Annotated in this window: 11 protein-coding genes; 7 read left to right on the plus strand and 4 right to left on the minus strand. The window is 68.0% G+C overall.

Features of this window, described 5'->3' with window-relative positions:
- Positions 1 to 17: 17 nt before the first annotated feature.
- From AU198_RS08835 to AU198_RS08845, 3 genes are all read right to left on the minus strand, one after another.
- A complete protein-coding gene (locus tag AU198_RS08835) occupies positions 18 to 1,592 on the minus strand; it encodes an AMP-binding protein (RefSeq protein WP_064347666.1) in 1,575 nt (524 codons plus the stop codon).
- 82 nt (positions 1,593 to 1,674) lie between these two features.
- On the minus strand, positions 1,675 to 3,105 hold the full coding sequence (locus AU198_RS08840; RefSeq protein ID WP_064347668.1) for a FadR/GntR family transcriptional regulator: 1,431 nt from the start codon (positions 3,103 to 3,105) through the stop codon (positions 1,675 to 1,677).
- A gap of 4 nt (positions 3,106 to 3,109) precedes the next feature.
- Entirely contained in the window at positions 3,110 to 3,943 is an 834-nt protein-coding gene (locus tag AU198_RS08845) for an enoyl-CoA hydratase/isomerase family protein (protein ID WP_082690934.1), read from the minus strand.
- A gap of 53 nt (positions 3,944 to 3,996) precedes the next feature.
- Between AU198_RS08845 and AU198_RS08850 the strand changes: the two genes are divergently transcribed.
- Genes AU198_RS08850 through AU198_RS08870 form a run of 5 tightly spaced genes read left to right on the plus strand, consistent with a single transcriptional unit; the run spans position 3,997 to position 10,918 of the window.
- Positions 3,997 to 5,241, plus strand: a complete 1,245-nt coding sequence (locus AU198_RS08850; protein WP_064347669.1) for a cytochrome P450 family protein — start codon at positions 3,997 to 3,999, stop codon at positions 5,239 to 5,241.
- Position 5,242: 1 nt separating this feature from the next.
- Positions 5,243 to 6,511 carry an FAS1-like dehydratase domain-containing protein gene (locus AU198_RS08855; RefSeq protein ID WP_064347670.1) on the plus strand — a complete coding sequence of 423 codons (1,269 nt, stop codon included), beginning with the start codon at positions 5,243 to 5,245 and terminating at the stop codon, positions 6,509 to 6,511.
- Entirely contained in the window at positions 6,508 to 7,359 is an 852-nt protein-coding gene (locus AU198_RS08860; protein WP_082690935.1) for an enoyl-CoA hydratase/isomerase family protein, read from the plus strand. Before AU198_RS08855 ends, AU198_RS08860 begins: the two co-directional genes overlap by 4 nt.
- Complete coding sequence (locus AU198_RS08865) at positions 7,356 to 8,789, plus strand: phosphotransferase family protein (RefSeq protein ID WP_064347673.1); 1,434 nt, start codon at positions 7,356 to 7,358, stop codon at positions 8,787 to 8,789. The genes AU198_RS08860 and AU198_RS08865 overlap by 4 nt, the downstream gene beginning before the upstream one ends.
- Complete coding sequence (locus tag AU198_RS08870) at positions 8,753 to 10,918, plus strand: acyl-CoA dehydrogenase family protein (RefSeq protein ID WP_064347675.1); 2,166 nt, start codon at positions 8,753 to 8,755, stop codon at positions 10,916 to 10,918. Before AU198_RS08865 ends, AU198_RS08870 begins: the two co-directional genes overlap by 37 nt.
- On the opposite strand, the gene AU198_RS08875 is transcribed toward AU198_RS08870, so the two are convergent.
- Positions 10,911 to 11,342: a Zn-ribbon domain-containing OB-fold protein gene (locus tag AU198_RS08875; protein WP_064347729.1), complete on the minus strand. Its 432-nt coding sequence runs from the start codon at positions 11,340 to 11,342 to the stop codon at positions 10,911 to 10,913. The genes AU198_RS08870 and AU198_RS08875 overlap by 8 nt on opposite strands.
- Positions 11,343 to 11,386: 44 nt before the next feature.
- On the opposite strand from AU198_RS08875, the gene AU198_RS08880 reads away from it, so the two are divergent.
- Together AU198_RS08880 and AU198_RS08885 are read left to right on the plus strand one after the other, a co-directional pair.
- The gene (locus AU198_RS08880; protein WP_064347676.1) at positions 11,387 to 12,556 is read left to right on the plus strand and encodes a thiolase family protein; all 1,170 of its coding nucleotides are present in this window, start codon (positions 11,387 to 11,389) and stop codon (positions 12,554 to 12,556) included.
- On the plus strand, positions 12,550 to 14,127 hold the full coding sequence (locus tag AU198_RS08885; RefSeq protein ID WP_231744612.1) for a class I adenylate-forming enzyme family protein: 1,578 nt from the start codon (positions 12,550 to 12,552) through the stop codon (positions 14,125 to 14,127). Before AU198_RS08880 ends, AU198_RS08885 begins: the two co-directional genes overlap by 7 nt.
- The last annotated feature ends 9 nt before the right edge of the window (positions 14,128 to 14,136 follow it).

Raw genomic sequence — 14,136 nt, forward strand, 5'->3', positions numbered from 1 at the left:
GCTCGTCGTGGCCATCCTCAGACCCGCCTGCCGGCCTCAGCCCAATAAGCGTCCCTGATCGACCGTTTCATCAGCTTCCCCGTCTCGGTGCGTGGCAGTCGGGTGGTGAACTCCACCGAGCGCGGGCACTTGTAACCCGCAAGCCGGGACCGGGTGAACGCGATGAGTTCCTCGGCCAGGGCGTCGGACGGCTCCGCGCCGGCGACGAGTTCGACCACCGCCTTGACCTGTTCGCCCCACTCCGGATCGGGTATCCCGATCACCGCCACGTCGGCGACGGCCGGATGGCTGGACAGGACACCCTCGACCTCGGCCGGGTAGATGTTGACGCCGCCGCTGATGATCATGTCCTTGGCGCGGTCGCAGATGAACAGATAGCCGTCGTCGTCGAGATAACCGACATCGCCCAGCGTGAAGGCGTTGCCGCGGTGCACGGACGCGGTGAGTTCGGCATCGTTGCGGTACTCGAAACTGCGCCCGTTATGCGATTCGATGTAGACGTTGCCGATCTCGTTGGCGGGCAGCGGATTTCCCTCGTCGTCGAGGATCTTGACGCTCATCCCGCGCACGGGCCTGCCGACCGTGCCCGGCTTCTCCAGCCAGCGATGCGGCTTGGCGATGGTGGCCGCACCCTCGGTGCCGCCGTAGGTCTCCCAGATCACCGGGCCCCACCAATCCATCATGTCCTTCTTGACCTGCAGCGGACACGGTGCCGCCGAGTGCACCACCGACCGCAGGCTCGACACGTCGTACTTGCCGCGGACCTGGCCCGGCAACTTGAGCATCCGGACGAACTGGGTGGGCACCATGTAGGCCGACGTGACCGGGTGCCGGTCGATGGCGGCCAGGGTCTGCTCGGCGTCGAACTTGCCCAGGATCACCAGCGCCTGACCGACGTTGAGGGCCCCGAGGTAGAAGCTCTGGCAACCGGCGTGGTGCATACCCGTCGACACCAGGTGCGCACCGTCGAACGGCCGGAAGTCGAAGGCCCGGCCGAACACCGCCATGGCGTTCGCGGCCTCCGACGGATCGCGATCGTCGAGTGCGCGCATGATGCCCTTGGGCTTACCGGTGGTGCCGCTCGAGTACCGGATGGAGTCACCCTGTCTGCGGTCGGCGGGCGGGGTGTACGGCTGGTCGGCGATGAACCCGGCTTCGGTGACGAACCCCGCGGGCAGTGTTTCGTCTGGCGGGGCGCCGACCACGACGCGCAGTGCGGCGCCGCCCGCCGCAGCGGCGCAGCGATCGAGGTAGTCGACGTGGGACACCAACGCGCTGGCGCCGGAGTGCTCGAGGATCGAGGCGAACTCGTCGGCCGAGAGCGTCGGGTTCAGGGTCAGGTAGCGCAGGCCGATCTCGGTGGTCGCCAACTGCCACAGGACCGCGTCGACGTCGTTGGGCAGTGCGTAGGCCACCACTTCACCGTCGCGCAGGCCGTGGGCCCGCAGCGCATGGGCCACCCGGTGGGCCGCAGCGGCGAGTTCGCCGAAGCTCATGGTGCGCCCGCTGGGGGACTCGGCGATCGCCGGTGCGTGGGGGTGATCTTCGGCGATCCACCACACCCCGAGCCGCTGGTCCCACGGATGCTTCACGTGCGCTCCCCTCTTGAATTAGCTTAAACAGTATACTCAACGACGAGCTCTGAACAGGCCCCGGAGCAGACTGGCTGAGAGGTCACCGGCCCTGCGGCATGGTCGCCGTGACGTGTGCGCGCATCCGCACCACGGCAAGTTCGCTGTCTCCGGCCAGCAGCGCGTCGGCGATGCTGCGGTGTGCCGGATCGATGGCCCGCGAGGCGCGTTCGAGCGCCGCAGGGTCGGCATCGGCGTACTGGGCGAAGAAGTTCCAGCCCAGCCGCATGGTCACCCGGTGTACCAATTCGAGCGCCTTGTTACCCGCCAACCGGGCGAGTACGGAGTGGAGGTCTTCGCGCTTGGCATATGCGGCGGTGACACCCAGTTCGGACTCGGTGGCCAGCGCCTTCTCGATCATCGAGACGTCGACGGCGCCGGAGCGCACGGCGGCGGCTGCCCGCTCGGCGACGGCCAGTTCCAGCCCGGTGCGCAGTTCTGCGATGTGTTGTGCGGTGACCCCGTGGCGGCGCAGATAGATCGAGATGATCTCGGTCAGTGCGGAGCTGTCGGGCTCTGTGACGAAGAGCCCGCCGCCCGGTCCGCGGCGGGTGAGCGCGATCTGCTGGTATTCCAGGATTCGGATGGCCTCGCGCAGGACGGCCCGGCTGGCCTTGTACTTGGCCATCAGCGTGGCCTCCGAACCGATGAACGTGCCCGGCGTCGCGCCCGTGTCGAGGACCCACGCGAAGATCTGCCTGGCCAGCGCTTCGCCGCGCTTGTCGCCGTCGGTACCGGCCAGGGCCGCGGTGGGGTCCAGGTGCTGCACCGTGGCCGGCTGGCGGTGGATGAAGTCCGCCTCGGCGCGCAGATGCCGGCTCATCCGCTCGCGGGCCACACCGGGATTGTTGGTCAGGATCGCCCTGGCGATGCTGGCATGCGCGTGCTGGACCTCCCTGCTCATGCTGGCGGGCAGCGCGGCCTCGTCCGCGAAGTGGAAATCGATGACCCGGCTGAAGGTTTCGACGAACAGCTGCAACACCGGATTGCCGGTCAGCGCGGCCAGTTGAGTGTGCAGCCGCCGGTACTCGATGAAGTTACCCGCCGACTCGTCGGCCAAGGTTTCGCGCACAGTGCTGATGTCGGCCTCGCCGGCGCGCTGCGAGGCCAGTTCGGCGACCAGTTCCTCGAGGATGATGCGGGTATCGAAGAGTTCGTCGAGGGTGGCGTTGGCCCGCAACAGGTAGATCACCGTCGGACCGATCACCGCGTCGACGTCGGGTTCGTCGATGACCAGGCCGCCGCCGGTGCCGCGACGCATCCGGGCCACGCGCTGATGCTCGACGAGGCGCACCGCCTCCCGCAGCACCGCTCGGCTGACCCCGTAGCGCTCCAGCAGTTCGGCCTCCGAACCGAGCACATGGCCCACCGGCCACCCCAGTTCGATGACGTCGGCGACGATCTGCTCGGCGGCGCGGCCCGCCAGCTTGGCCTGCCGCGAGTCGATGCGCGGCGCGATCAGGTCTTGATCCACCGCGTCACCGGAAAGTGGGTGGTCCGTTGCGCCGCGGCGTCGCGCGTCGTTCGGCCACTGGCGGGTTGCCGATGTGGGTGTAGGCCATGCCGTTCTGCAGCGCGGTCGACCTGGTCATGTCTAGAGATTCCCATATCGCCCGGATGGTTCCCTGGATTGCCTTCGTATTTCGCTCGGCGATGGTGGTCGCGATCTGGTGGGCGCGCTCCCAGAGCTGGTCGCGGTCGACGACCTCGGTCACCAGCCCGAGCCGCAGCGCGGTCTGGGCGGAGATGCGTTCTTCGGTGCCCATCAGCGCCCAACGCAGTACGTCGCCTAGCGGAACACCGCGCTGCAGCATGCCGATCGGTTCGAGCGCGGAGACGATCGAAGCGTTGGCGTGAGGGTCGAAGAACGCCGCGTCCTCGGAGCAGATGATGATGTCGGCCTCGTTGAGCAGATACTGCCCGCCCCCGGCGACCAGCCCGTGGACGGCGGTGATCACCGGCTTCCAACACCGGTGCGCGATCTTCGGCGACACCCACACCCCGGGATCGAAGCTGTTCCACACGTTGGACTTCAGGAACCAACCCCCGTCGCCCTTGACGTCCACACCGGTGCAGAAGGCCCGATCACCCGCCGCCCGCAGCACCACCACGTGGATGTCGTCGGTGTCGCGCACGGTCTGCCAGACCCACACCAGTTCGCGGGCCATCCGCTCGGAGATGGCGTTCATCGCGTCCGGCCGATTCAACGTCACCGTGGCCACATGGTCCGAACCGACCGCGAAATCGATGGCCTGAAGCGCACCATCAGAGGTGCCGGGGTCGATGTCCGAGTGGGGGCTAGCGTAAATCATAGTATTCAGTGTACTAATAAATTGGATTCGCAACTGACACACGGGGAAATGAGATGGGCAAAGCCAGTCCTGGCCCGGCCGGGTTGCCGTACACCGACCTCGGCACCAGGCAGATGCTCGACGATCCGTTCGCGCGGATGGCCGAACTGCGCGCGCAAGCACCCATCTCGTGGGCCACGGCTCCGCTGCTGCTGCGGGGCAAGGGCGGCTACCTGGTGACCCGGCACGAAGACGTCGGGGTCGTGTTCGGCGACGATCGCTTCTCCAACGACATCATCAAGTACACCTCGGCGCGCCGGTTCGCCTGGATGTTGCCGTCGTCGATCCGGATGCTGACCGAGACCATGGTCTTCCGCGACGATCCCGACCACAAGCGGCTGCGGACGTTGGTGCACAAGGCCTTCACGCCGAAGTTCGTCACCACGCTGGCGCCCGACATCAACAAGATCGCCGAACAGCTCGCCGACGAGGTGGCCGCCCAGCGCGACGTCGACCTGGTCCAGGCCTTCGCCGTCAAGCTGCCGCTTGCTGTCATCGCCACCATGCTCGGCGTCGCCGACAAGGACCGCGACACGTTCCATGATCTGGTGGAGAAGCTGGGTGATGACGCGGGACGTCGCGCCGGACAGCTCTTCAGTGCGTATCACTCGATCAAGCTGTCCCGGCTCTTCGAAGAGATGATCTCCGATCGTCGCGCCAATCCCGACGACGGGCTGATCTCAGAACTGGTGCGGGCCAACGAAGGTGGCGACAAGCTCAGCCACAAGGAAGCAGTCGCCATGGTGTTCCTGTTGCTGCTGGCCGGCCACGACACCACGTCGAGCCTGATCGGCAGCAGCGTGCTGGCGCTGACCCAGCATCCCGACCAGCTGGACCTGCTGCGCAGCCAGCCCGAACTCCTTGAATCCATCGCCATCGAGGAGCTGTTGCGCTACACGGCCCCGGTGGCCTACGGGGCAGCGCGGCTTGCAAAGGAGGACATGGAGATTCGCGGTGTGCACATCCCGCGAGGATCACAGCTGCTGGGGGCGATCATCTCGGCCAACCGGGATGAGGCGGTGTTCGACAATCCGGATGCGCTGGACCTGACCCGAAAGCCCAACCGGCACTTCGGGTTTGCCTTCGGCATCCACTACTGCCTGGGGCATCAACTCGCGAGGCTGGAAGGCCGTGCGGCGTTGAGCACCCTGCTGCGACGTTTTCCCAACTGGGAACTCCAGGCGCCGCCGGAGCGGCTGCACTACCGGCCGACGGTGTCGCTACGTGGACTGACCAACCTACCGATACGGATGTACTGATATGACACAGACGCAACAGCAGGAATTCGACCACGCCATCAAGGACGAGGACATCGAGCGCGCGAAGCTGCTGATCGGCATCGACGCCCCGACGAGCATCGACGAGTTCTACCGCGAAGCCAGCGTCGACGGGATCCGCAACTTCGCTCGCGGAGCAGGCGACGACAATCCGTTGTTCTGCGATCCGGATTACGCCGCCGACACGCGGTGGGGCGGGGTGATCGCACCACCGATGATCTTCTCGGCCATGTCGAAGAAGATGCTCGGAGATCCCATCCCCGACGACATCCGCAAGGCCACCAGGGGGTTGTTCTCCGGCATCCACGTCTTCGTTTCGGGCCAGACCACCGAGTGGTACCAGCCGGTGCGGCCGGGTGATTCGCTCTACGGCTTCGGTGGCCTGGAGTCCATCGAAGAGAAGCACAGCGAGTACGCGGGCCGATCCATCATCCGCATCCTGCGTCAGGTCAAGGTGAATCAGCGCGCGGAGATCGTCGCGGTCGCCCGCATCATCCTGATCGCGACCGAACGCCAGCGCTCGCGCGAACGCGGCAAGTACATGGACATCAAGCCCGCGACCTACACCGACGAGCAGATCGCCGAGATCGACGAGATCTACGCCGCCGAGGGCCCGCGCGGCGCCGAGCCACGGTACTGGGAGGACGTCGAAGTCGGCGAGCCGCTTCCGAAGATGGTCAAGGGCCCGCTGACGCTGACCGACGTGATCAGCTTCCACTCGGGCGGTTACGGATTCGGGCCGTACGGGATCGGCGCCGCGCGGATCGGCTACAAGAACCGCCAGCGGGTGCCCAAGTTCTACATCAAGAACGCCGCGGGAATCCCCGACGTCGCTCAGCGACTGCACTGGGAGAACGAGTGGTCGCAGTCCATCGGCAACCCGATGGCCTACGACTACGGTGTGATGCGCGAGTGCTGGCTCACCCATTTCGTCACCGACTGGATCGGTGACGACGGTTGGTTGGTGCGCCAGCACGACGAGATGCGCAAGTTCAATTTCATCGGGGACACGCAGTTCATCACCGGTGAGGTGGTCGGAAAGCGCATGGAGAACGGAAACGCGTTGGTGGACCTGGATTTCCGCTGCACGAGCCAGCGCGGCGAGGTCACCGCTCCGGCGACGGCCACCGTGGCGCTGCCCAGCCGCGAGCACGGCCCGGTGACGCTGCCCACGCCGGACGAAGAGCTGCGCCGCAAGGCCGTGGCGATGCTCGACCGGCACAACGAACTGATCGGAAAATCGCGCCGGTGACTTCGGCTCACCCGATCGAAACCGGCACCGACACCGTGCTGGCCGAGGTCATCGACGGGGTCGGGATCGTCACCCTCAACCGGCCCGAGCGGCGCAACGCGCTGCACGCCGAGATGTACGTCGCGGTGCCGCGGCTGCTCGAAGAGTTCGGCGCGGACGACTCGATCGGCTGTGTGCTGATCACGGGGTCGGGTAACGCGTTCTGCGCGGGTGGCGATGTGCGCGACGGTAATTCGGGAAAGCAGGCACCCGGTGAACGGGACGCCACCGTCGACGTCGAGGCCAAGGTGCGCGCGCAATCCGCCCAGTTGGCCGACAACGCCAAGATGGTGACCCTGCTGCATCACATGCCCAAGGTCACGATCGCGGCCTTGCCCGGCGCGGCCGTCGGCGCGGGCGTGAGCATCGCGCTCGCCGCGGACCTGCGCATCGCGGCACGGTCGGCCCGTCTCATCCCCGGCTGGTCGACGCTGGCCTTCTCCGGTGATTTCGGCGGGGCCTGGTTCCTGACCCGGTTGGTCGGACCGGCCAAAGCGCTCGAGCTGCTGATCGGCGACAAGCCCGTCGACGCGGAGACCGGGCTGCGCCTCGGCTTGGTCAACCGGGTCGTCGAGGACGCCGACCTGCGGGAGTCGGCGATCCAGTGGGCCGCGCGTATCGCCGCGGGGCCGACGGCGGCTTTCGCCGGCACCAAGGCCAATGTCCTCGATGCGCAGCGACTTCCGTTGGAGCAGGCGTTGCTGGCCGAGAGTGAGCGCATGGTGCGCAGCGGGATGACGGCCGAGCACCGGGCGGCGGTCAAGGCGTGGTTGGCCGCCGCTGCAGCGAAGTCGGGTGCCCGGACATGAGCAACGATCCCGCCATCTCCGATGAGTTGAAACAGTGGATCTCCCAGATCACCGGCGCCGAACGCGTCGAGGTCAAGCAGGTGGCCGGAGGCGCCAGCAGGCAGGCCTGGTTCGTCGACACCCACGGCCCGGGTGGTGACCAGCAGCTGTTCCTGCGATATGACCCGAATCCACCCAAGCCCGGCAGCGCCTTTCACCCGTTGCAGGTCGAGGCGGAGATCATGTCGGAGTTGTGGCGCCACGGTGTGACGGTGCCCCGGGTGCTGGCCGCGCACCCGGTCGAGCAGGCGGTGCTGCTCGAACGCATCGGCGGTGACACGTGGTTCCGGCTGATCAAGGATCCCGACGACCAGGTGCGCACCGCGCAGGACTTCATCACCAAACTGGCCTACCTGCATCGCATCGACGCCGGTGCGTTGGACATCCCCAGCCTGGGGCCGGCGGGCCCGGTACCGGACCACGTCCGTGCTGAGCTGACGAGAATGCGCGAACGCGTTGCGGTGCACGGCAAACCGGCACCACTGGTGTCGTTCTGCATCGATTGGCTCGAACGCAACATCCCCGACTACGACGGCCCGACGGTGCTGGTCCAGGGCGATACCGGGCCCGGCAACTTCATGTACGCCGGCGGCACGGTGACCGCCATCGTGGATTGGGAGTTGGCGCACTTCGGGGATCCGATGGACGACATCGCCTGGTTGTCGCTGCGCACGGTCCAGGACACCTTCACCCATTTTCCGGACCGCATCGCCGAATACGAACGGCTGTCCGGACACCCGGTCGACGAAGACCGGGTCTGGTATTACCGGCTGTTCGCCGAGACGCGGCTGGCTTCGATGAACCCCGGGGGCGTCGACGCGCGGGCATCGGTGCCGGCGAATTCACCCGACGCCGGGAACAGCCTGATCTACGGCATGCTGCACCGGCGGCTGCTGGTCGAGGCGCTGGCCCGGGTGGTCGGCATCCCCGACGTCGAGGTCGAATTCCCTGACGAGGAACAGGATTCCGAGCGGGCCCCCGTGTACGCCGCCACCGCAGCGGCGCTGTCCGGCGCGGTCGGGCGCTCCACCGACGCGTTGGCCACCCGCTACGTCAAGGGCGCCGCCCGACTGGTCAAGTACCTCGCCGAGGTGGACCGGGTGGGGGCACAGGTCGACGCGGCCGAACTCGCTGAGCTGGCCGAATTGCTCGGCGGCGCCCCGGCTTCGGTGCCACAGGGCCGAGCCGCGCTGGCGGAGCGCGTCGCGCGCGGCGAACTCGGCGAGCGCGACTACGTCACCCAGTTGTGGCGCGGCATCAAGCGCGACGACTACCTGACCAGGACGGCGTCCGGCGCGTTGCGGCACCGGACCTGGCCGGAACTTCATGATTCGAGCGAAACAGGAGTGCAGCGATGGGCATCGCCATCACCGAAGACCACCGTGAGTTAGCCGAGGTCGCACGGTCCTTCCTCGCCGCGCGTGGTGCGCGCACGGCAGCCCGGGTGCTGTTGGACGCCGAGACAGAATCGCGGCCCGAGTTCTGGTCTGAACTCGCCGGTCTCGGGTGGCTCGGCCTTCACGTGCCCGAGCAGTACGGCGGCTCGGGGTGCGGACTGCCCGAACTGGTCGCGGTGACAGAGGAATTCGGTCGTGCTGTCGCGCCGGGGCCGTTCGTCCCGACGGTGATCGCTTCGGCGGTGATCTCGGCGGCGGGCACCGAGGAGCAGCGTGCGCGCTGGCTGCCGGCCCTCGTCGACGGCACCTCGACCGCGGGTGTGGGGTTCAACACCGCGCTGTCCTCGGACGGTTCGCGCTGTACGGGGGACGCGGGTGTGGTGCTCGGCGCCGGGCTGGCCGACCTGCTGGTGCTCACGGTGGGCGAAGACGCGCTGGTGCTGCCGGCCGCCACCGACGGCGTCACCGTGGACGTGAAGACCAACCTCGATCCCACGCGCCGCGCGGCACGCGTCACGCTGACCGATGTCGCGATCGGCGGCGCCGAGGTACTGCCGGGCGCCGCCGGTATCGCGCGTGCGATGGCCAGGACGATCGCGGCCGCCGAAGCCGTTGGCGGAGCCCATGATTGCGTGGACGCGGCGCTCGAGTACGCGAAGGTGCGCGAACAGTTCGGTCGCACCATCGGCACCTTCCAGGCGGTCAAGCATCATCTGGCCAACATGCTGGTGGCCGCGGAATCGGCCGGCGCCACCGTATGGGACGCGGCGCGGGCGGCGGATGCGGGGGAGCAGGAGTTCGCGTTGATGGCGGCCTGCGCGGCGACGCTGGCCTTCCCCGCCTACGTTCACAACGCCGAATTGAACATCCAGGTACACGGCGGGATCGGGTACACCTGGGAGCACGACGCGCACCTGCACCTGCGACGCGCCATCACGCTGCGCGGGCTGCTCGGGGGCCGCGACGCGCCGCTGGAGGTCTATGAGCTGACGGCCAAAGGCGTCGTCCGGGAGAACTCGATCGACCTGCCTCCCGAGGCCGAACAGATGCGCGACGAGGTCCGCACGGAGTTCAGCAGCTGGTCGGGGCTGGATCCGAAACAGCTGCGGGAGAAGATGATCGAGACCGGCTATGTCATGCCGCACTGGCCGAAGCCGTGGGGCCGGGCGGCCGGGGCCGTCGAGCAACTGGTCATCGAGCAGGAGATGGCCGAGGCCGGCATCAAGCGACCGGAGTTCGGCATCACCAGCTGGGTGGTGTTGACCATGATCCAGCACGGCACCGCCGATCAGATCGAGCGACTGGTGCACCCGGCGCTGGCCGGCGAACACGTGTGGTGCCAGCTGTTCTCCGAACCCGGCGCGGGATCGGATGCCGCGGCGGTGGGCACGAAGGCCACGCGTACCGACGGCGGCTGGATCATCAACGGCCAGAAGGTCTGGACCAGCGGCGCGCAGTACTGCCGCTATGGGTTGGCGACCGTGCGCACCGATCCCGCCGCGGCCAAGCACGCGGGCATCACCACGGTGATCATCGACATGAAGGCGCCCGGGGTCGAAGTGCGGCCGTTGCGCCAGATCACCGGGGGGTCGGAGTTCAATGAGGTGTTCTTCAACGACGTCTTCGTCCCCGACCGCGACGTGGTCGGCGAACCCAACGACGGATGGCGCGTCGCCCGTGCGACGCTCGGCAACGAACGGGTCAGCATCGGCGGCGGGTTACCGGGCAGCCAGGGCGCCGCGGGGATGGTGGTCGACCTGACTCAGCGCTACGGCGACAGGGTGGCGGGCGCGCCTGAACGGGCAGGTGAGTTCCTCGCCGACGATCACGCGCTGCGACTGCTCAACCTGCGCCGGGTGGCGCGAAGCGTGGTCGGCGCCGAACCCGGCCCCGAGGGAAACGTCACCAAGCTCCTGATCGCCGAACACGTGGTGGCGCGGGCGAGCCTCGCGGCCGAGCTCGTGGGGCCCGACGTCGCGCTCGTCAGCGGTCCCGGAAAGTATCCGGGTTTCATGGTGCTGGCCTCCCGCGGTATGACCATCGCAGGTGGCACTTCGGAGATCACGCGCAATCAGATCGCCGAGCGCATCCTGGGGTTGCCGCGCGACCCGCTGATCAAGTGACCGGCGCGAACACCGGAACCCATGTGTTGTCGTGTCTTTCGAACCGGACCTTGACCGGCATCCCGGAATGCACCGCGTCGGGGTCGCAGTCGACGACATTGGCGGGCAGCCGCAGCCCGGGTTGTTCGTTCAGCTCGATCAGGGCCACCACGAACGGTGTGGGCACGCCGGGGTTGAACTGCTGATGACACACGGTGAACGTGAACACGGTGCCGCGGCCGGACACCGCGACGAACTCCGGATCCGCGCCGCACGTCGGGCACGCCGCCCGTGGGGGATGGAAGTAACACCCGCACGGGGAGCAGTGGGCGATGAGCAGTCGGCCTTCGGCGCCACCCGTCCAATACGGGCGCGACGCGTCGTCGAGGGGCGGCAGGATGCGGGGGGCGTGCGAGAAATCCGAGGTAACCGACGTATCAGACACGCCATAAAAGTACACTGATTAAGTTCATTTCCGAAGGAGGTCGGATGTCCGCCCCGCCCAGCGCACCGGTCATCGCGGGCGCCGGAATCTCTGCGATCGGCCGCCGCACCGGCGTCCCGGCGCTGGATATGACGGTGCAGGCCTCCGCGGCCGCCATCGCCGACGCCGGCCTAGCGCCCGCCGATATCGACGCGGTTCTCACCATGGGTGACACCCCGGCCGACGAAGCGGCCGCCGCGCTGGGGGTTCACGAGGGCGGAGACGACGGCCCGATGCTGGGTCGCTACGGGCTGTTGACCCCCGTGGTCGCGGCGCGTGACCTGATCGCCGAGGGCAAGGCCCGCCATGTGCTCGTCTACCGGACGTTGCAGATGATCGGCGGCACCGTGGATCGCCGCGCCGCAGAGCGGGCGCCGGAGTCCGGCGGAAAGCGCGCCGAGGGCGGCATGGACATGACCGAGGTCGGCTATCTACTTGCGGCGCACGCGTATTCGGCCGCCAACTGGCTGGCCATGCACTGCCGCGCCCACATGGACCGTTACGGCACCACCAAGGAGCAACTCGGCTGGATCGCGCTGAACGCCCGACGCAACGCCGCGCGCAATCCCCTTGCGGTGTACCGCGATCCGATGACCATGGAGCAGTACCTGAACGCCAGGCCCATCTCCACACCACTCGGCCTGCTCGACTGTGACGTGCCGGTCGACGGCTCGATCGCGCTGGTGCTGTCGCATCCCGGGCACCGGGCCGATGCACCCAACGGGGCGGTCACCATCGAAGCGGCAGGCGGCGCGTCGGGTGCCGGGGGATGGACCGGCCGCCCCGACTATCCGAAGATGGCGATGCACGACGCCGCGGCCGACATGTGGTCCAAGACCGACCTGAAACCCGCCGACGTCGATCTGGCCGAATTGTACGACGGGTTCAGCTATCTCACGCTGGCGTGGTTGGAGGCCCTTGGCTTCTGCGGCGACGGCGAGGGTGGCCCCTTCGTCGACGGCGGTGCACGCATCGGCATCGACGGCGAGTTGCCGTTGAACACCTACGGCGGTCAGCTCTCGGCCGGCCGGATGCACGGGTACTGGGTGCTGTACGAGGCGTGCCAGCAGCTGCGCGGGCTGGCCACCGACACGGCGGTATCCAAGCGCCCCGAAGTCGCCGTCGCCTCCGCCGGCGGCGGCCCGATCGCCGGATGTGTGCTGTTGTCGTGCTGACCGAACCCGGCCGCCGCGCAGGGACAGCCGCGGACACCATCCCCGACGAGATCGCCGGTTTCATCGGCGAGCACCCCGACACCGCGGTCATGGTGCACAGCGACGACCGTCCCGATCAGTTCACCGCCGCCGAGTTGTTCGACGAGAGCATGCGGTTGGCCGCCGGGCTGGCCGGGCTGGGTATCCGGCCCGGCGATGTCGTCGCCGTCCAGCTGCCGAACTGGCGCGAGTGCTTCTCCGTGCACGCCGCCGCCTGGTTGTGCGGTGCGGTGGTGCTGCCCATCGTGCCGATCTACGGGCCTGCCGAGGTCGCCTTCATCGCCAGGCAATCGGGGGCCCGTGCCATCGTGTTGGCTCGCGAGCTCCGCAACCGCGACACCGGCGCGACCGTGGCGGCGCTGGCCGATCTGCCCGACCTGCAGCACCGAGTCGTGCTGGGCGGTGCACACAAGGGGGCCATCCCGCTCGAAGAACTGACCTCCACGGCGGCAACGGGTTTCACGCCGTGTCGCCCCGACCCTGAAGGTCGCGCGGTGCTGGTGTACACATCCGGGACGACGGCGGAACCCAAGGGGGTCCAGCACACCCACGGCTCACTGCTCGGTGAACTGCGCGCGATGGATGCGCTGCGCAACACCGATGCCGACCAGACCACGTTGGCGGCCTTTCCGGCCGGACACATCGCAGGCACGCTGGGCATCCTGCGCATGATGTGCCGCTCCGGAGACACCATCGCCATGGACGCATGGAACCCCGAAGCCGCCGCCCGGCTCATCGCCAAGCACGGCGTGAGCGTCTCGGCCGGCGCGCCGATCCATCTCGGCGGCATCCTCGACGTCGCCGAACGCGACGGACTCGATGTGTCGAGTCTGCGCGAGTACACGACCGGCGCGGCCGGTGTCGCGGGCGCGCTGATCCGTCGCGCCGACCGGTTCGGCATCGGTGCCTACCGCTGCTACGGATCCAGCGAACACCCCACGATCAGCGTCGGCCGCCCGGAGGATCCACTGGACAAGCGGGCCGACACCGACGGCCGGATCGCCCCCGGCACCCGGGTCCGTCTGGTCGACGAGTGCGGGCGCGACGTACCGGCCGGCCACGACGGCGAAATCCTCACGCAGGGGCCCGAATTGTTCCGGGGTTACACCGATCCTCGATTCACCGAGGCCGGCTTCATCGACGGCTGGTTCCGCACCGGTGATGTCGGGCGGTTGGATCCCGACGGCTTCCTCACCATCACCGACCGCAAGAAGGACATCATCGTGCGGGGCGGCGAGAACATCTCGTCGAAGGAAGTCGAAGACGTGGTCAGCAGCCACCCCGCAGTGGCCGAAGCCGCCGCCGTGGGCGCCCCCGACGAGAAGTACGGCGAACGGGTCTGCGTGTTCGTCGTGCTGCAGGCGGGTGGGTCATTCGACACCGCCGATGCCGCCGCGCATTTCGCCGCCTGCGGGCTGGCCCGGCAGAAGACACCCGAACGCATCGTGGTGGTGCCGGAACTGCCGCGCACCATCAGCGGCAAAGTGCAAAAGCACCGCCTCAGAGAACAACTCGACACGACCGGCCAATAGATATCCGAC

The sequence above is a fragment of the Mycobacterium sp. GA-1199 genome (assembly GCF_001500045.1).
Lineage (GTDB): Bacteria > Actinomycetota > Actinomycetes > Mycobacteriales > Mycobacteriaceae > Mycobacterium.

What these genes read in the sequence shown, in the direction of transcription:
- AU198_RS08845 (WP_082690934.1), bottom strand. Translation starts at nt 3,943, where the DNA reads ATGATTTACGCTAGCCCCCACTCGGACATCGACCCCGGCACCTCTGAT.
- AU198_RS08850 (WP_064347669.1), top strand. Translation starts at nt 3,997, where the DNA reads ATGGGCAAAGCCAGTCCTGGCCCGGCCGGGTTGCCGTACACCGACCTC.
- AU198_RS08855 (WP_064347670.1), top strand. Translation starts at nt 5,243, where the DNA reads ATGACACAGACGCAACAGCAGGAATTCGACCACGCCATCAAGGACGAG.
- AU198_RS08865 (WP_064347673.1), top strand. Translation starts at nt 7,356, where the DNA reads ATGAGCAACGATCCCGCCATCTCCGATGAGTTGAAACAGTGGATCTCC.
- AU198_RS08870 (WP_064347675.1), top strand. Translation starts at nt 8,753, where the DNA reads ATGGGCATCGCCATCACCGAAGACCACCGTGAGTTAGCCGAGGTCGCA.
- AU198_RS08880 (WP_064347676.1), top strand. Translation starts at nt 11,387, where the DNA reads ATGTCCGCCCCGCCCAGCGCACCGGTCATCGCGGGCGCCGGAATCTCT.